The 18,172-nt window shown below is 45.9% G+C and carries 19 protein-coding genes; 8 read left to right on the forward strand and 11 right to left on the reverse strand.

The features are described 5' to 3' along the window. Positions 1-5: 5 nt before the first annotated feature. The 6 genes from paaE to paaZ all read right to left on the reverse strand — a co-directional run bounded on the left by paaE (position 6) and on the right by paaZ (position 5,862). The gene (paaE, locus tag L9Q40_RS11495; RefSeq protein ID WP_498793349.1) at positions 6-1,061 is read right to left on the reverse strand and encodes a 1,2-phenylacetyl-CoA epoxidase subunit PaaE; all 1,056 of its coding nucleotides are present in this window, start codon (positions 1,059-1,061) and stop codon (positions 6-8) included. A 14-nt stretch (positions 1,062-1,075) separates the two neighbouring features. Continuing rightward, complete coding sequence (paaD, locus tag L9Q40_RS11500; protein ID WP_498793350.1) at positions 1,076-1,582, reverse strand: 1,2-phenylacetyl-CoA epoxidase subunit PaaD; 507 nt, start codon at positions 1,580-1,582, stop codon at positions 1,076-1,078. A gap of 9 nt (positions 1,583-1,591) precedes the next feature. Next, a complete protein-coding gene (gene paaC, locus L9Q40_RS11505) occupies positions 1,592-2,350 on the reverse strand; it encodes a 1,2-phenylacetyl-CoA epoxidase subunit PaaC (protein ID WP_498793351.1) in 759 nt (252 codons plus the stop codon). Positions 2,351-2,360: 10 nt separating this feature from the next. Next, entirely contained in the window at positions 2,361-2,648 is a 288-nt protein-coding gene (gene paaB, locus L9Q40_RS11510) for a 1,2-phenylacetyl-CoA epoxidase subunit PaaB (protein ID WP_020334268.1), read from the reverse strand. A gap of 40 nt (positions 2,649-2,688) precedes the next feature. Next, positions 2,689-3,618 (reverse strand): 1,2-phenylacetyl-CoA epoxidase subunit PaaA, encoded by a 930-nt coding sequence (gene paaA, locus L9Q40_RS11515; protein WP_498793352.1) that lies wholly within the window; start codon positions 3,616-3,618, stop codon positions 2,689-2,691. A gap of 192 nt (positions 3,619-3,810) precedes the next feature. Further along, the gene (gene paaZ / locus L9Q40_RS11520) at positions 3,811-5,862 is read right to left on the reverse strand and encodes a phenylacetic acid degradation bifunctional protein PaaZ (protein ID WP_498793353.1); all 2,052 of its coding nucleotides are present in this window, start codon (positions 5,860-5,862) and stop codon (positions 3,811-3,813) included. Between the two features lie 273 nt (positions 5,863-6,135). On the opposite strand from paaZ, the gene L9Q40_RS11525 reads away from it, so the two are divergent. Genes L9Q40_RS11525 through L9Q40_RS11535 form a run of 3 tightly spaced genes read left to right on the forward strand, consistent with a single transcriptional unit; the run spans position 6,136 to position 9,001 of the window. Next, a complete protein-coding gene (locus L9Q40_RS11525; protein ID WP_498793354.1) occupies positions 6,136-7,170 on the forward strand; it encodes a TRAP transporter substrate-binding protein in 1,035 nt (344 codons plus the stop codon). Between the two features lie 9 nt (positions 7,171-7,179). Next, complete coding sequence (locus tag L9Q40_RS11530; RefSeq protein WP_498793355.1) at positions 7,180-7,704, forward strand: TRAP transporter small permease; 525 nt, start codon at positions 7,180-7,182, stop codon at positions 7,702-7,704. Between the two features lies 1 nt (position 7,705). After that, positions 7,706-9,001, forward strand: coding sequence for a TRAP transporter large permease (locus tag L9Q40_RS11535; protein WP_020334263.1), 1,296 nt, complete (start codon positions 7,706-7,708; stop codon positions 8,999-9,001). Positions 9,002-9,043: 42 nt separating this feature from the next. On the opposite strand, the gene L9Q40_RS11540 is transcribed toward L9Q40_RS11535, so the two are convergent. Beyond that, positions 9,044-9,616 carry an SOS response-associated peptidase gene (locus L9Q40_RS11540; RefSeq protein WP_498793356.1) on the reverse strand — a complete coding sequence of 191 codons (573 nt, stop codon included), beginning with the start codon at positions 9,614-9,616 and terminating at the stop codon, positions 9,044-9,046. Positions 9,617-10,012: 396 nt separating this feature from the next. Between L9Q40_RS11540 and L9Q40_RS11545 the strand changes: the two genes are divergently transcribed. The 4 genes from L9Q40_RS11545 to L9Q40_RS11560 all read left to right on the forward strand — a co-directional run bounded on the left by L9Q40_RS11545 (position 10,013) and on the right by L9Q40_RS11560 (position 13,941). After that, positions 10,013-11,038, forward strand: coding sequence for a TRAP transporter substrate-binding protein (locus tag L9Q40_RS11545; RefSeq protein ID WP_014233897.1), 1,026 nt, complete (start codon positions 10,013-10,015; stop codon positions 11,036-11,038). Between the two features lie 36 nt (positions 11,039-11,074). Further along, on the forward strand, positions 11,075-11,665 hold the full coding sequence (locus L9Q40_RS11550) for a TRAP transporter small permease (RefSeq protein ID WP_118120426.1): 591 nt from the start codon (positions 11,075-11,077) through the stop codon (positions 11,663-11,665). Beyond that, positions 11,665-12,951 carry a TRAP transporter large permease gene (locus L9Q40_RS11555; RefSeq protein WP_014233895.1) on the forward strand — a complete coding sequence of 429 codons (1,287 nt, stop codon included), beginning with the start codon at positions 11,665-11,667 and terminating at the stop codon, positions 12,949-12,951. The genes L9Q40_RS11550 and L9Q40_RS11555 overlap by 1 nt, the downstream gene beginning before the upstream one ends. Positions 12,952-13,023: 72 nt before the next feature. Beyond that, positions 13,024-13,941 (forward strand): MBL fold metallo-hydrolase, encoded by a 918-nt coding sequence (locus L9Q40_RS11560; protein ID WP_020334253.1) that lies wholly within the window; start codon positions 13,024-13,026, stop codon positions 13,939-13,941. Positions 13,942-13,953: 12 nt separating this feature from the next. Here the strand turns inward: L9Q40_RS11560 and L9Q40_RS11565 are convergent, their stop codons facing one another. After that, positions 13,954-14,853, reverse strand: a complete 900-nt coding sequence (locus L9Q40_RS11565; RefSeq protein ID WP_420659373.1) for a helix-turn-helix domain-containing protein — start codon at positions 14,851-14,853, stop codon at positions 13,954-13,956. A gap of 134 nt (positions 14,854-14,987) precedes the next feature. Here L9Q40_RS11565 and pobA point away from each other — a divergent pair, with 134 nt between their 5' ends. After that, positions 14,988-16,208, forward strand: a complete 1,221-nt coding sequence (gene pobA, locus L9Q40_RS11570) for a 4-hydroxybenzoate 3-monooxygenase (RefSeq protein WP_498793357.1) — start codon at positions 14,988-14,990, stop codon at positions 16,206-16,208. Between the two features lie 139 nt (positions 16,209-16,347). Here pobA and L9Q40_RS11575 read toward each other — a convergent pair whose 3' ends face one another. From L9Q40_RS11575 to L9Q40_RS11585, 3 genes are all read right to left on the reverse strand, one after another. Continuing rightward, positions 16,348-16,686, reverse strand: a complete 339-nt coding sequence (locus L9Q40_RS11575) for a cytosolic protein (RefSeq protein WP_264907568.1) — start codon at positions 16,684-16,686, stop codon at positions 16,348-16,350. Positions 16,687-16,976: 290 nt separating this feature from the next. After that, positions 16,977-17,816: a class III extradiol dioxygenase family protein gene (locus L9Q40_RS11580; protein WP_498793358.1), complete on the reverse strand. Its 840-nt coding sequence runs from the start codon at positions 17,814-17,816 to the stop codon at positions 16,977-16,979. A 2-nt stretch (positions 17,817-17,818) separates the two neighbouring features. Continuing rightward, complete coding sequence (locus tag L9Q40_RS11585) at positions 17,819-18,172, reverse strand: protocatechuate 4,5-dioxygenase subunit alpha (protein WP_498793359.1); 354 nt, start codon at positions 18,170-18,172, stop codon at positions 17,819-17,821.

Genomic DNA, 18,172 nt, shown 5'->3' on the forward strand with positions numbered 1-18,172 from the left:
AGCCTCTACACATCAAAGTCGATTTCGATTTCGCTGGTTGTCGGAACGGCCTGACAACTTAAAACGTAGCCGTCTTCAACCTGATCAGCTTCCAGACTGTAGTTTGTGCCCATTTCAACCTGACCGGATTTGACTTTACAGATACACGTGGCACACACACCGCCTTTACACGCATATGGAAGATCCACGCCCTGACGAAGTGCTGCATCCAGCAAGCTGTCATCTTGTGAGGTCATGTCAATCTTCATGATGCGACCGTCACGCTTAAGCGTTACTTGGGTATTTTCGGACTGGTTAGCTGGCTTCGCTTTAGACTTGGTTGCGGTGTTAAAACGCTCTACATGGTAATTGTCTTCGCTCAGTCCGCCTTCTACCAACGCGGTGTAGCAAGATTCCAAAATCACTTCCGGGCCACAAACGTAACACGCGTCAAAGTCGCTCCAGTTAAACAGGTTGCTACCGAGCTCGCGTAGTTTGTCGCCGTCTAAGCGACCATTCCATAGATCGACTTCATTGGTTTCACGCGAGAAGAAGTAACTAACGTGTAAACGATCCGGATAGCGGTTCTTCAAGCCCAGCAACTGATTGCGAAACATCATGCTATTTACGTTGCGGTTGCCATACAGCAAAGTGAAAGTGCTGTTGTCTTCCTGCTCTAACGCAGTCTTAAGCATGGATAAAATTGGAGTAATGCCTGAGCCTACCGCAATACCTAAATAATTTACTTTGCGTTCTGGACTAGGTGAAAATCCGAAGTGACCTTGTGGCGTCATCACCTCAAGTTCATCGCCGGGCTGAATTTCGTTGACGGCAAAGTTGGAAAAGCGACCTTCTGAAATGGCCTTGATACCAACTTGCAGGCTGTTTTCACTCGGGGCAGAGCAAATCGAGTAACAGCGTCTCAGATCCTCACCGTTGATGTTCGATTTAATAGTGAGGTGCTGACCAGGATGAAAACGAAACTGATCGGCAAGGTCTTGCGGTACATTAAAATGCAGCACCACAGAATCTGGCGTTTCCTTGTCTGCACGAGCGACTTTCAATGGGTAAAAATCTGTCATAATAATCCCTTACTTTATATGCACTTGAAGTAATCAAATGGTTCCAAACACGCATTACATCGAAAGTGTGCTTTGCAAGCTGTGGAACCAAATTCACTCACCATTTTTGTATCAACACTGCCACAATGTGGGCATTCAGGCTGTGCGTTGATGGCGGTGTGCATACACGCTTTTCTGTCTGGTGGCGCGATTCCGTATTCGCGTAACTTTTGTTTGCTCGACTCTTGAATCCAGTCTGTTGTCCATGCTGGATCAAGTTGTACTTCAACCCTCACATCCTCGTACCCTTCGGTATTGAGGGTTTCTCGGATATCATTCATCAGCATTTCTGTCGCTGGACAACCGGAGTATGTCGGAGTGAACTTCACTATCCAGGCATCGCCGACTTTGGCAATATGACGAACCATGCCCAGTTCACCAATCGAAATAACCGGGATTTCAGGGTCTGGAATCGAATTGACCAACAGCCAAACGCGGTGCGTTTCTGGATCAGAAAGCGAATCGAGTGTTTGCTTAATCATCAGCACGCCCTACCACTGTTGGTTTGGATAAGTCCGTTGCATGTACTGAAGTTCCGCCAAAATGAAACCTAGGTGTTCACTGTGCTTACCGGATTTACCGCCTTGCAAAAAGTACTTAGACTCAGGCATCGATAGCGTCGCTTTCTCTAGCGTTGCACTGACATTGCGTTGCCACTGAGCTTTTAGTTCAGAGACATCAACAATAATGTTCTGCTCTGCAAGCGCGATTTCTTCTTCACTTGGCTCAAACATCTCGTCGGTGTAACGCCATAAGTCGTTCAATGCTGTTTGAACTTTTTTATGACTTAATTCGGTGCCGCCACCTAAACGTTCAATCCAACCTGAGCTATATCTCAGGTGGTAAGCCACCTCTTTCAGGGATTTCTTAGCGATAGCCGCCAACTGTTCGTCAGCGCTGTTCGCCAGTTCCTGAAGAAGTAGTGCATGGTAATTGTCGTAAAGAAACTGGCGCACAATCGAAATATCAAAGCCTTCATTTGGACGTTCAGCAAGCAGAAGGTTTTTGTATTCGCGCTCTTCACGCAAATAAGCGTAGTCATCTTCGGTTTTCTGACTCCCTTCAAGCTCTGCAGCGTATTGGTAAAGGTTACGCCCCTCGCCAAGTAGGTCTAAGCCAATATTTGCCAATGCGATGTCAATCTCTAGTTCCGGTGCGATACCACACCACTCAGATAAACGATGACTGAGAATAAGGTTGGTATCTGCCAGCTGAAGTAAGTAGTTTACTTTGGTTTGTTGCTCACTCATGACTCACTCCCTACATATGCTTGATATCAGCAGGAATGGTGTAATGACTAGCGTGGCGATAAACTTTATCTTCAGCAGGGTCAAAAAACGGGCCTTGCTCGCTCGATTGAGATGCAGTGATTTGATTTGATTCAACCACCCAAATAGAACAGCCTTCACTACGACGAGTGTATAGATCGCGAGCGGCTTCAAGCGCCATTTGGCCATCAGAAGCACGAACACTGCCTACATGCTTGTGGTCCAAACCTTGTTTGCTTCGAACGAATACTTCATACAGCGGCCAGTTAAATGAACTCATCTTGATTCTCCTTAATCTGTTTCGATTCTTGTTGGCGCGACTAAGCTGCGCTTTCCATCTGTTTTTTTGCGTAAGCGACAGCTGCTTCTCGAACCCATGCACCCGCTTCCCAGGCATCACGCTTGTCTTTCAAACGCTCATGGTTACAAATGCCGTGTCCATGGATCACTTGGTTAAACTCTTCCCAGTTGATCTCGCCAAACTCGTAGTGACCCGTTTCTTCGTTCCACTTCAGGTCTGGATCCGGAATCGTCATGCCCAGCGCATGAACTTGGTGAACCGTGTTGTCAACGAACTTCTGACGCAGATCATCGTTACTGACGCGTTTGATTTTCCAAGACATGCTTTTTGCTGAGTTTGGAGATTCACTGTCGTTCGGACCAAACATCATCAACGCAGGCCACCACCAGCGGTTGATAGAGTCTTGAAGCATGGCTTTCTGTTCATCACTACCGTCAGCGAGCACTCGACATGCTTCATATCCCTGACGTTGGTGGAAACTCTCTTCTTTACAGATTCGAACCATGGCTCGTGCATAAGGACCGTAAGAGGTACGGCACAACGCCACCTGGTTAACGATTGCTGCACCATCAACAAGCCAACCAACCACACCAACATCAGCCCAGCTAAGGGTTGGGTAGTTGAAGATGGATGAGTACTTCATCTCACCGGTCAGCATTTTTTCGTACAGGTCGTGACGCTCGCCACCTAAGGTTTCTGCCGCGCTATACAGGTACAGGCCATGACCTGCTTCATCTTGAATTTTTGCAAGCAATACCGCTTTGCGACGCAGAGATGGTGCTCGTGTTAACCAGTTAGCTTCTGGCAGCATTCCTACCACCTCTGAATGAGCATGCTGACCTATCTGACGTACCAGTGTCTTACGGTATCCGTCAGGCATCCAATCTTTAGGCTCGACTGCAATCTCTTGTTCGATTTTTCGCTCGAATGACGTTTGCTCAGAAGACATCCTCTTCTCCATTTGATACACATTAAATATCGTTTGTAATTTTAATGTATCACGCAAAAATACATTCGCAACACAATAATTACAAAAAAGTAAAATATGATGCCTTTGATTGTTAAAATTGTGATAAAAAAACAGGGCCAGATGGCCCTGTTGTGTAATATTTGCAGAAATTTTTAGTGAATGTCTGACCAGTTAAAAGTCACCTTGTTGTCTCGCAACTAAGGTAAGGATGGTATAAAGCGCGACCGGCTTTCCGTCCTGATTACACACTTCGACATCCCAGGCCACAACACCCTGTGCCTGTTCTTCAGCAGAACGCTGGCGCTTCTTAATTTTCTTCTTACACGTCAAATGAACCTGAATGGTATCGCCGATTTTAACCGGTTCGATAAACCTCAGTCCTTCCATTCCATAGTTGGCGAGGACAGGCCCAGGTGCGGCTTCCACAAACAGTCCTGCAGCGGCTGAAATGACGAAGTATCCGTGCGCCACCCTTTCACCAAACATGGAGTCTTTTGCCGCGATCTTATCCATATGTGCATAGAAGTGATCACCGCTCAAACAACCAAAGTTAACGATATCCGCTTCTGTTATCGTTCTTCTTGCTGTCGTAAGGGTTTCGCCGATTTGCAAATCTTCGAAGTACTTTTTGAACGGATGTATAGGATCAGAGACCGTTTCAGCCCCGCGAACCCACTCTCGACCTATTTTAGCCAGCATGGTTGGTGAGCCTTGAATCGCGGTGCGCTGCATATAGTGTTTTACTCCACGCAACCCACCCATTTCTTCACCTCCACCAGCACGTCCCGGACCACCATGAACAAGCATTGGCAGCGGAGAGCCATGACCAGTAGACTCCTTGGATGATTCTTCATTCAATACGTGTAAACGGCCGTGTGACGAACAAATTTCAAGTGCAAGCTGAGCAGCGACACTGCCCGAAGCGGTAACGATACTGCCTACTAAGCTGCCCTCACCTTTTTTGGCTAACACTGCTGCATCGCTGAGGTCTCTGTATGGCATAAGTGTACATACCGGGCCAAATGCCTCGACAGAATGGATCTCCTCTACCTCATGAGGGTTGTTGCAGCGAAGCAGAGTTGGCGGATAGAAAGCGCCCTCACTTGGGCCCTGAACACTCATGTCTGACGTATTTCCACCCGTCAGGACATCGCAATAATTGGATAACGTTGTGACTTTCTCTTTGACGTCGTCTAGTTGGCTTTTACTCACCAACGCGCCCATCTTGACGCCTTCAATTGCAGGGTCACCGACGACAACTTTCTCAAGTTTTGACGTTAGTGCTGTTGCGACTTCATCAATCAAATGCTCAGGTACGATGGCGCGGCGAATCGCAGTACATTTTTGTCCCGCTTTCACTGTCATCTCGCGAGTCACTTCGCGCACAAACAGCGCGAACTCTGGCATATCAGGCGTGACATCATCACCTAAAATGGCGCAGTTCAACGAGTCAGCTTCCATCGTGAATGGAATGGATTTCTGTGTAATCGAAGGGTGACAGCGCAGCATTTGGCCTGTTTGTGCCGAACCAGTAAATGTTACGACATCTTGATACTCGAGGTGCTCGAACATGTCACCAACAGAGCCACAGATAACCTGAATAGCACCTTCCGGTACTATACCGCTGTCTTGCATCGCTTTAACCATTGCTTGCGTCAGATATGCGGTTTCCGTTGCCGGTTTAACGATCGCCGCCACACCGCCTAACCAGGTCGGAGCGAGCTTTTCTAACATCCCCCAGCAAGGAAAGTTGTACGCATTAATGTGAAGAGCAACACCGGTCTTGCTGGTCAGAAAGTGTCGAGCCGCGAAGCCGCCTTCCTTAGAAAGAGGCAGCAATTCATCTTCCGGCCAGATAGTGTCGTTCGGTAGTTCGCGGTTTGCAAGACTAGAGTAATTGAACAAGGTACTGACACCCCCTTCAATATCAATCCAAGAATCCATTCTTGTTGCGCCAGTGTGTTGTGAAAGCGCATAAAATTCTTCCTTTCGGGAAAGCAGGTACTTAGCCAAATCTTTGATCATATTGGCCCGTTCTAAGAACGTCATTTGGGAAAGCGCTTTAGTGCCTCGCTCTCTTCCGTATTCCAGGACCTTAGTAGAATCCATGCCATCCGCATTGACCTGATACAACGCTTCACCAGTAATTGCACTTGAAACCACTCGCGGTTTCCCGTTTCCAAAATACCATTCTCCGGCTACGTAACTGGTTAATTGTTCCATTTCTATACCTCGTTAATCCTTAATGCTGTAGCAATTGCCTCACTAGAGTTTTCCACCAAATGACATGCTGATTTCGGCTTTAGCACATCACTTATGAAATGGCTGTGTTGTTCATCTTCAAAACAAGTTCTGATTCACAAAATCACAATTCATTAACAATCATGATACACAACCATCATTTTAAATGATACGTTTAAATCATCATTTGACCTAATTATGTGTCATTTGATGAGGAGATTAATTTATTTTAATGGGACTTACAAAGGAATCAGTATGTTTAAATCAACCGTAGCTAAAGGCCTGGCAGGATTGCTCGCTTCCACCCTCTTGGTGAGTCACAGTGCTCAAGCACAAACGCACGAACTAAAAATCGCAACATGGCTCAGTCCAATGCAGACAATGAATGCTGATGTACTGCCAACTTGGGGGAAATGGATAGAAGAAGCCACTGATGGACGTGTCACGATTAAACTGGAATACGACCTGGCTCACCCCAAAAGTCTTGTTGAATTAGTCGAAGATGGCGCGGTTGATGCCGCTTGGACATTTCATGGTTATCTCCCAGGACGTTTTCGCTTAACTCAAATTGCTGAGCTTCCGGGCAACAAGGCCAGTGGTGAAGCCGCTTCTGTCGCTCACTGGCGCGTTAACGAGAAGTACTTTAAAAACTCATTTGAATACAACGGCGTCGAACTGGCCGGGGTATTTGTTCATGGGCCTGGTCAAGTCCATATGCGCGAGCCAATCGAATCTCTTAAAGATCTGAAAGGCAAAAAAATACGTGTAGGTGGTGGTATCTCCACCGAAGTAGGTAATCTTCTGGAAGTGTCGGGCGTAAGCGCACCTGCAACAAAAGCGTATGAGATGCTATCGCAAGGTGTAGCAGATGGTCTGTTCATGCAAATGGACATGATGAAAGCTGCTCGCTTTAAAGATGTCGCACCATACAGCTACAAGCTACCAACTGGTTTATATCTCGGCTCATTTGGCATTTTCATCAGTCCTCAATTTATGGAAAAACTCTCTGAAGAAGATCGTCAGGCAATCAGAAGCGTATCTGGCGAAAAGCTCTCCGCACTGGCAGGCCGTTACTGGTCTAAGGCCGACGAAATTGGTGAGGCTGACATTATCGCGTCAGGCAGCAAAGTGGAGAACTTGTCTGATGAAGATGTTCAATACTATGAACAGCTTACTCAAGGTCTTGACGATAAATGGGTGAAATCAGTTAAGTCGCGTAAAGTCGACGCCCAAGCGGCATTAACCGAGTTCAGAAAAATCGTTAACGACTACGAGCCAATCGAGCTTTAGGAATCAATGATGAACAACTCATTAATTTGGTTTACCAAAAGTTGGGAGTCTACTGCCCAACTTTTGGATAAGTTTCTGAAGCTGTGTGCGTGTCTGATATTACTCTCGATGATGCTGCTTACCTGTATCGATGTAATAGGACGCTACATGTTTGAAAAGCCAGTAACCGGAAGTGTAGAACTCACAGAGTTACTTTTAGGTGCGCTCATTTTCTCTACGATGCCGTTGGTGACATGGCGTAAAGAGCATATCAGTGTTGACCTGACCGATAGCATTATTCCCAGAAAGGTAAAAAACATACGCGATATGGGCTTTGATGCCGTAGTTTCGCTTTGCCTCTCAGTAATGGGATTCAAAGTATGGGAACTGGGGAACCGAGCACTAATGTACGGAGAGATGACCGAATATCTCGAAATCCCAACCTATTATTTTGTCTATTTTCTGGCTATTTCATGCTGGCTAACCGCAATCACTTCTCTTGTTTTAGTGATTACGCGAATCTTTAACAAAGAGTATTTGAATCAGAGGGATTGATATGACTATTGCCTTAATTGGTTTCGCAGTACTGATGATGCTAATACTGTTAAGAATGCCGATCGCGTTTGCAATGGGTGTGGTGGGGTTCGTAGGCTATGCTGCTCTGGGGGACTGGAACTTTAACGGTGCGCTAACCGTCAGTGCTAAACGACTGATCGACACTGCGCAGGATTATGGCTTGTCGGTCATCCCTATGTTTATTCTGATGGGGAACTTAATCACTCGCGCGGGTATGTCTCAAGAACTGTACAGAGCTTGTTATGCGTTCTTGGGCCACTATCGCGGCGGATTAGCAATGGCAACCGTAGCGGCATGTGGTGGTTTCTCAGCCATTTCAGGCTCTAGCCTGGCGACGTCAGCAACCATGGCTAAGGTTGCCATGCCTTCTATGAGAAAGTATGGCTATTCAGATGGCTTAGCCGCAGCATCCATAGCGGCAGGCGGGACGCTAGGGATTTTGATTCCACCGAGTGTCATCCTAATTATCTATGGAGTACTCACCGAACAGAGCATTCGAGATCTTTTCGCAGCAGGCTTTATCCCGGGCATACTTGGTATCTTCATGTATCTTTTAGCCACAAAATACGTTGTATGGCGTAACCCAAATGCGGGTCCTAAAGGTGAAAAGATGTCTAAGGAAGATAAAAAGGCCGCGCTGAAGTCTGTCTCGGGTATTCTTGGGTTGTTCGCACTAGTAATGGGCGGAATATATCTGGGTGCCTTTACGCCAACTGAAGCGGCAGGTATTGGGGCCGGTGGTGCCTTTGCTATTGCACTCTATCGCCGTTCTCTGACCATCAGTGTGCTTAAAGAGATCCTGATTGATACCGCGAGAACATCTACCATGCTGTTTGGGGTCATTATCGGTGCACTTATTTACTCAAACTTTGTCAACCGCACTGGGTTGCCTCATGAACTCGTCACATGGATGGAATCTTTCGGCGCAGAGCCAATCTATGTGATTCTGGCGATAATGGGGATTTACATCCTACTTGGCACTGTGTTTGAAAGCCTGTCGATGCTTCTGCTGACAGTGCCAGTATTCTACCCATTGGTTGCAAGCTTAGGCTTTGATCTGGTCTGGTTTGGTATTGTGGTCGTGGTTGTCACTGAGATAAGTCTTATTACTCCTCCGGTAGGATTGAATATTTTTGTGCTCAGCAGCGTCGTCAAAGACATCAAAACCAGCACGATATTCAAAGGCGTCACTCCGTATTGGTGCGCAGATATCGTTCGATTACTGTTGTTACTCCTTATTCCGCCATTGTCCCTATGGCTCCCTAGTATCATGTGACAAACTAACATCATCTAGCGATATTCTTTAGGATGAAGCGTCTTAAAGGGTATCGCTACTCTTTATCGTCAACGTTTCACTAAATTGATTTTCTAGCAACTTATATACGCTTTTGCCTTCTCCGCTTATCCAGTTCAAGACTTCATTATTAGGAATTAACAAAGGCATGCGGTGATGAAATTCGCTGCATTGTTTATTTGGCTCTGTTGTTAATGTGACCAGATCTTTAGCCTCATTCAAGGCGATGCCAGCCATGTATAAAACATCACTCTCGCCTGGGCTGAACAGATATTTGACCTTTTTACCATTTTCTTCTTGCCACTCATACCAACCTGAACACGGAACCACCACTCGGTTAAACTCGAATGCATGAGCAAATGTGGCCTTGACCGCCACCGTTTCAGCTTTGGCATTTATGATCAGGTTATTCGCCCAGTCGGGTTGTATTCCCCAAGGTAAATCGAGCTGTTGAAGTTCTCCGAGTACAACGCCAACCGTAGAAGCAATCTGTGTCGGTCTTAGGTCTTTATTTGTCTCCGTTTTAAAACTGATACCTAGCTGCTCGGAAACAATTCGACAAAGCGGTTCGTTGATCACATTTAACCTGCCACACATATCACACTCCTAAGAAACACCTATGTAACACAAATTATAGTTACTTTCTGACTCAAGCATTTTTCATGTATTAACATAGCTGATACTCAGGAGTTAATACCTAAAACATGACTATGAAACATGAACTATATCAATCATCTGACCCCTATAATTTTTAATTTCTAGCCCGAAAATTCCCTCTAATTAAAGTCACAGAATTTCAAAAATTGAATAGCCTTTTCCTTTTTCTAACTAACGTCATGGCGAATCAAGTGTTAACTTAACCTTAACATCTTACATAAGGTAAAAACCGCTGACGGGTAAAAGTTGACGATTTTATTCAGCCCCAAGAAAAAGAATAGCCTGACTAAAAGAGCGCTTTACGAAAACACTCTACTAACAATTGGACGTTTAAGTATGAATACGATTATTAAAAAGACTGCTGCCACTGCATTGTCATCACTTCTGCTAGCTTCACCTGCTTTCGCCGCAGATGTTACATTGCGATTCGGACACTTTTGGCCTTCAGTATCTGATATTCATAAAGAGATTTATCAAAAGTGGGCTGACACCGTTGAAGCGGATTCTAATGGCCGTATCAACGTAGAGTTATATCCGTCTTCTACTCTCGCCAAGCCACCAGCACAATATGATGCCGTTAAACACCGTATCTTAGATATGACTGCGACAGTGCAAGGTTACTCAGCAAACCGCTTTCCTCTGACTCAAATCGTCGAGCTACCAGGGGTGGTACAAAACGCAACTCAAGGCTCTTGTGTGATTCAAAAGCTATACGAAGAAGGTGCGTTTGCAAATGAATACAAGGATTCAAAACCACTGTTCTTATTTACCCACGGCGCGGGCTTACTGCACGTAAAAGGCAAAAATATTGAGCAGCCTAGCGACTTAGAAGGCCTTCGCATTCGCCGTCCAACTGCCGTTATCGGTGGCTTACTAGAAGAACTTGGTGCACTACCTGTCGGTATGCCTGCGCCGCAATCTTATCAATCGCTTCAACGTGGTGTGATTGATGGTGTTGCTCTACCTTGGGAAGGCGTGAAGAGCTTCAGAATTAACGAGCTGGCAGAAAACCACACTGAAGTGGGTGGGTTGTACTCGCTAGCCTTCATCGTGACGATGAATAGCGATGTCTACAACTCTCTTGATGATGAGCTAAAAGCGGTTATCGACAAAAACTCAGGTGCCGCTTGGTCGAGCATTGCGGCACAAGTATTTGATGATCTAGATAGCAAAGGCCTTGAAGAAGCGAAAGCAGCGGGTCACACCATCAACCGTATTGATGCATCAAACAACCAAACAACCTGGCAACCAATCTTCGACAAAGTGATCGAAAACTACTTGTCGGACTTGGAATCGAAAGGCCTAGCCGCACGTGATGTTTACAAGCGAGCAATGGAACTGTCGCAAGACTGTAGTAACTAACCGCTGCCTTTCAGCCTGAATTAAGGGAATGAGACTATGAAAACACTCATCAACCTAGTCAATCGCGCAGCACATATCGCTCACTTGGGCGCAGGTTTTATCTTAGTGTCGATGATGTTCATCACGCTTGCTGACGTTATCACTCGTGCGGTTTTTAATTTTACAGACGGCAGTGTTGACTTAACCTTTGTTGGCGGCATAGAGCTGATTAAGTTTGGTTTGTTGTTTGCCATTTTGCTGACTATGCCTCACTCGGTAGCCAAATCTCAGGTCATTGTTGACCTGTTTACTGAGAAAATGAATCATCGTGTGAAGATATATCTTGAAGCCTTCTACAACCTAGGTTTTGCACTACTGGGCGCGGGTATGTCAGTGCGTTTCTTTGACGCGATTGAATCAGCCGCGCTTACCGGAGAAACCACTCAGGACTTACAAATCCCGCTGGAATATATCTATATGGGAGTCGTTGTCGCCACAGCGCTACTTGCAATCCGCGCATTGATCATCGCCGGTGAGCTTATTTTTCACTGCCATACCCCAGCGACAAAAAATGGCGGTAATGAACCAGCAAAGTCAAGCGACAAAAAAAGTAACGTGCAACAACGAAACAAAGAGGAGTTAGTCTAATGGATGCTTCAACGATTGGTCTAATTTGTATTGCGTTAATGTTAGTAATGATGGCATTCAGAGCTCCCATCGCGTTATCCATGGCGGTAACCGGATTTGTTGGGTTCGGATCTATTGTTGCTTTTCCTTCAGCGATGGCAATTTTGGACAGCGGCCCATTTGAGACCCTGTCTAACTACAGCTTTAGCCCGATTCCTATGTTTATCCTCATGGGTGTCTTTGCCTCTAAAGCGCAGATGTCTCAAGAGCTGTTTCATGGTGCGAGAACACTATTTGGTCGCTGGCGCGGCGGTATGGCACTGGCAGCAGTAACCTCTTGTGGTGTTTTCTCGGCTATCTCTGGCTCTTCTCTGGCGACCGCAGCAAGTATGTCTCGCGTTGCTCTGCCAGAAATGGAAAAGAATGGCTACGCGATGTCATTGGCAACCGGTACGCTTGCGGCAGGTGGTACTCTAGGCATCATGATCCCACCGTCTATCGCGCTTCTGCTTTACGCCTTGATCACAGAGCAGTCTGTGGGTGACATGTTCATCGCTGGTCTAATCCCTGGGTTACTTGGCCTGTTCTTATACTGTGCGACTATTGCTATCACAGTTTGGCTAAAACCAGAGCTAGCAACGCCAGGTGAACAAACGTCATTTGCAGAGAAGATCAAAGGGCTTAAAGGCTTAGTTCCTTTCACCGGCATCTTCGCTTTCATCATCTGCGGTATCTACTTTGGCCTGTTTACACCAACCGAAGCAGCAGCTATTGGCGCGGCAGGTACATTAGTCATCGCCTTGTTCCGAGGAATGAAATGGAAACAGTTTGTTGAAGCGGTCGAGGAAACACTGGCTCTCTCGTCCATGATCTTCTTCATGATCATTGGTGCAGAAATTTTTGGCTACTTCCTTTCAGTTTCAAGAATCTCTTACACCTTGGTGGAAGTGGTCGATAGCCTGCAGCTTTCTCCTTACATGGTTCTGTTTGCGGTGCTGTTACTGTTCATCCTATTAGGTTGTGTCATGGACAGTATTGCGATGTTGCTGCTGACAGTGCCGGTGGTCTACCCACTCATCGAAGCGGCAGGCTTTGACCCAATCTGGTTCGGTATCGTTGCGGTAATTACCGTAGAACTGGGGCTGATTACTCCGCCAGTAGGGATGAACGTATTTGTCATCAAGTCGTTAGCACCGGATGTATCCATTAAGGACATGTACAAAGGCGTGTTCCCATTCGTTATGTCAGACGTCACTCGCCTGCTATTAATCATCGGCTTCCCATCACTCGCCCTGGGACTTCTATAATAATTCCTATCACCCTCACCACACGGAATGTGGTGAGGGCTCTATCCCCTACTCAACTTTCCGGAGAATCTAATGAAAATCTTTAGATCAGGTATTTGTGTACCTGCGATAACTTGTGCCCTAGGTTTACTGTTATCCGTCAGTGCATCAGCCAAAACCGATGTAATCTTGTTAGGAACGGGCACGCCAGTCCCTGATGCTGACCGCTCTGGCCCATCAACCGCCGTAGTGTATAACGATACGGCATTTATCTTTGATGCGGGTGGCGGCATGGTTCAAAAAGCCATTGAAGCAGCACAAAAGAAAGGCATCAAAGCCCTATACCCAACCAACATCAAACACGTTTTCATCACACACCTTCACAGTGACCATATTCTGGACATCTCGGAATTGGCAGCAACCTATTGGTGGCGACGTGACGACAAAGTATCGCTTTATGGCCCAGTTGGTACGGAAAAATTTGTAACGGGCTACTATGACATGTTGTCGGTTGATATTGGTTTACGCACAAGTGGTAAGCAGCCGTTAAAAGATCCAACCAACTACCAGATGAACGTGACCGAATACACCGAAAGCAACACCGTTTATGATCAAGATGGTGTTAAAATCGAGGCATTTACCGTTCCTCATGGTGATATCCGTCCAGCCTTTGGCTACAAAGTGACAACGCCAGACAAAGTTGTGGTTATCAGTGGCGACACCGCTTATTCAGACAAGATGATCGAAATTGCGAAAGGCGCTGATGTCTTGGTGCATGAAGTGATCAGTGAACAAGGGCTGTCGAAGCTTTCTGAATTTTGGCAAAAATACCACTCAACTAGCCACACCAGAACCAGTGAGCTAGCAAAGATTGCCTCTGAAGCAAAACCTAAATTGCTGGTGCTTAGCCACATTCTCCATTACAGCGCGCCTATCGAATCCGTATTGGAAGAAATTCAGGCGAGCTACGACGGAGAAGTCGTGCTCGGGAATGACCTGGATATTTTTTAATCCAAGCGTTTTCTAATATTCCGTGTCGAATGGGTTGAGTTGTCTGAAAGATGTCGGGCTCAACCCAGATTTATTCTTAAAGAAGCGAGAGAAATACGCAGGGTCTTCAAATCCCAGATTGTAGGCAATTTGGTCAACATGCAATTGGGTATACAGAAGGCTGCGCTTCGCTTCCACAAACAGTCGCTCTGCAATAATCGATTTTGCTGCCACCCCTTTTGATTTGCGACATACGCGATTTAACGTCGAAACAGACGTTTGCAGCGCTTGCGCATATTGAGCGACAGTCCAATGACGACGATAGTTATTCTCGAGTAGTTTTTGGAATTGATAGTAGTGACTATTTATTGAGCTACCAACGTTAGTCTCTTCGTCTTGTTGCTTTATTGCTCGGAATAGAGTCAATAAGATCATCTTTGCTAACCATTCAGAAGCTTGTCTCATTCCCACATCGTGTGCATTCAGTTCAGATGACAATAAATTACAATAATCATGCAGTTGAGTAAGAACCTTATCCTCAGTCGAAAATGAGAGCACTCTTGGTTTATCCAGCACGGTCTCAAATACACTCTCAGCGTACGATAACGCCGAATGTTGAATCATCGGTTCCGCGATACTGACAACATATCCCTCCGTATTCGGTGAAAAAACAAAGCCATGAACCACCCCGGTAGGAATGGCAATCACGCTGGCATCGTTAACATGTATCTTTTTATTATCTAAAGAAATTTCTGCATTCCCACTATCCAAAACTAAGATTTGGAATAGCTTTCCATGTCGATGTGGCTTAATACGCCACCCTCTGGTTTCGCTGCGAGCAGCAATGGTCTCCACGTGAACAAACTCGGAATTATTGCTGTCACTCTCTTCTCCATATAAGAAGAACCTTGGCACATCAGATATCGAACTCATCACTTACCCAACCGATAAAAAAATTTCCATATATGACTTAAAAGTACAAGAAATTGCCCTGTATGTGAATGGAGAGAATCACACTTTATTAACAAAATAGAAACACAAGGAATCAAACAAGCGGAGTGCTTAAAATGGAAGTTATCAAAACACAAGTTGCAATTATTGGCTCTGGCCCTTCAGGTCTTTTACTTGGCCAACTGCTTGCGAAACAGGGCATCGATAATGTCATCGTAGAACGTTCAACTGCTGATCATGTCCTGTCCAGAATACGTGCCGGCATCCTTGAGCAAGGTTTTGTAGACCTCATCAAAGAAGCAGGCTGTAACGCTCGTATGGATAAAGAAGGACACATCCATGACGGCTTTCAAATCAGTGTCAACGGCGAAAGTACCAGAATAGACCTCAAAGAACGCACTGGTGGCAAAGTCGTGACTTGTTACGGACAAACCGAAATCACCCGCGATTTAATGGAAGCGAGAAGTGCTGCCGGCCTACCAAGCTTTTATGATGCACCCGTTACCGAAATAGTCGCGCCTGACTCTACTTCCCCTGCGGTCAGATTCGAGCACGAAGGTACCCTTTACGAGTTGCAATGTGATTTTATTGCCGGTTGTGATGGTTTCCATGGTGTATCACGACCAACGATTCCAGATACCATCCGTAAAGAATATGAGCGAGTCTACCCATTCGGCTGGCTTGGGCTGCTAAGCGATACCCCACCTGTTGATGACGAATTGATTTACTGTAAACACCCACGAGGCTTTGCTTTAGCCAGCCAACGTTCATCCACTCGTTCACGCTATTACTTACAGGTTCCCGCAACAGATAAAGTAGAAGACTGGAGTGACGACAAGTTCTGGGACGAACTGAAAAAACGCTTACCCGCTGAAGCGAGCAAAAACTTACAAACCGGTCCTAGTATCGAAAAAAGTATCGCGCCACTGCGTTCATTTGTGTGTGAACCAATGCAATACGGTCGATTGTTTCTAGTGGGTGACTCTGCACACATTGTACCGCCGACCGGTGCCAAAGGGCTTAACCTGGCTGCCTCTGACGTGGCGACGTTGTACAAGATCATGACCCAAGTGTACAAAAATGACGATATGGAATGCATCAAGCAATATTCAGATATCTGCTTACGCCGAGTATGGCACGGCGAGCGTTTCTCGTGGTGGATGACCAACATGCTGCACGACTTTGACGAACTCAGTGTGAATAACACGGATGGCGCTATATTCAGCCACCTGATGACATCTGAACTGGATTACTGCCTACATAGCGAATCGGGTAAAACGATGATTGCCGAGCAATACGTTGGTCTACCTTATGAAGATATCAAGCCGACGAAATAATACCCTCTGGCATGTAACAACCTCCGCCAAATAAGGATACCTAGGTATCCTTATTTTCAGCTCTCCTCAGGCTAACAAAGTTATGCCCCGTTCCTAGCTAGGGATGCCAATTCGCCGATTTCAACTTACTGAATATTTTTCAGTCCATTCGGGTAATAAAGGTTTGCTCGTCATCCACAAAAGCTACAAAGCCGCCGTGATAGATAAACACCCGACCACGCCCCTCAACTAGACAGGCAAGCTGTGGGTTCAAATCTTCTTCGTTGTCCTGGCTTTGAAAAGTGCCGGTATCTGTGATCACGCCGGTGAGTGTAGGCAAATATCCATAAGCACGCTTGGCTTGATCGATCAGGTTCAATTCGCTGTCGATAGAGAAGCAAGAGGGGATTGCACCAGCGTCTTCGATGAATATAGGTTTCAGTTCTTCAAAAGCTGTAATCACCAGCCAGTCGATGCCGTTAACATGATGGATAAACATAGAGTTGCTCGATAATTTTGATGTGGAGATTCTATCATTATCAGGTGCAGAGCGTAGTAGAAATTTAGTTGCTAAAGGCGGTAATTCTATGCCATTTCCGGACGTTCACTAGTCCACTCGATACACGTTTTTGTCCAGAGGTGTGCTGCGGGCATGTAACACAGAAATGCCCAATTGTGAGTTTCAAAAAAGAGACAAACAAAAAGCGAACTAAGTTAAGGACCGCCAGTCAAAAAAAGCGGCCCATTTGGACCGCTTAACAAGGAGAGAATGAACAAGTCTTTTAACGACTATTTTGACTCGATTAACATCGTACCGGAGCCAGTATTTGAGATTGGTGCGTGGTAGCTGCTCTGCAACACACTCAGCTCACCTTGCAGTGTTCCACGCATGCCAAGCCACATGTTCAGTTCAGGGCCTTGAGCACCACCCTCTTTGATAAGATCAAGGACAGAAAGTTTAGTAAGGCATTCAGGTTCTGCAACTAACTTATCCATACAGTAAAGATCGAACTCTTTATTGATAAACCCTGCACGCTCGCCGTCCAGCTGGTGTGAAAGACCGCCAGTACCAAGCACAACCACTTTCAAGTCTTGATCGAAGCTTTCAACTGCCGCAGCAATTTGTTTACCCAGGTCGTAACAACGCTTTGGAGAAGGCATTGGATGCTGCTCACAGTTGATACAAACAGGAATAACCTGAACATTGTCGTACGAGTAATTTGGCCATAGAAGCTGCATAGGAACCGTCAGACCGTGGTCAACTTTCATTTCCTGACAAATCGTGATGTCGAATTCATTTTCAACCAAGTGGTTAGAAATATGCCACGCTAAGTCTGGAGACCCTTTCACATCTGGAATCGTTTGAATGCCCCAACCTTCGTCGGCGTTTTCATAACGGTCTGCCACACCAATCGCGAACGTTGGCTTCTTATCGATAAAGAATTCAAGACCATGGTCGTTGTAAAACAGAATCGCAACGTCTGGTTTTTCTTCCCCTAACCATTTAAGAATCGGAGGATACGCGTCAAACAACGGCTTCCAGTACGGTTCCTGCTGTTGATTGTTTTCTATCGCTTTGCCGATAGCAGGGATATGTGAAGTACCGATACCACCTATAATTTTTGCCATGATTATTTCCCCGCGTCGACTAACATTTGCTTAAATTCTTCAACCGTTTTGCCGGTTTGAATCGCACCAATATCTTGCATATTCAGACCAAGCATTCCAGCAAACTTAGCCAAATAGTAAATACTTCCACCTAACTTCAGTAAGCCAAGCACATCACGATTTTGAATCGCTACTTTCTGCTCTTCCGTCAGACCAAACTTATCGCAGTAAGCCATTTCATCACGCTGAAACTCTTCGCGAGCCTCAGCCGTGTTGAGAGAAAAGCACATCTTATTCAGACCGTAACCTTTACGAGCCATTTCACCGTCAAACAGAACGGTGCCTTCAATTGAGGACTTGTTATCAAGATAAGACAT

Source organism: Allocatenococcus thiocycli, assembly GCF_921292965.1.
Classification (GTDB): Bacteria; Pseudomonadota; Gammaproteobacteria; order Enterobacterales; family Vibrionaceae; genus Vibrio; species Vibrio natriegens.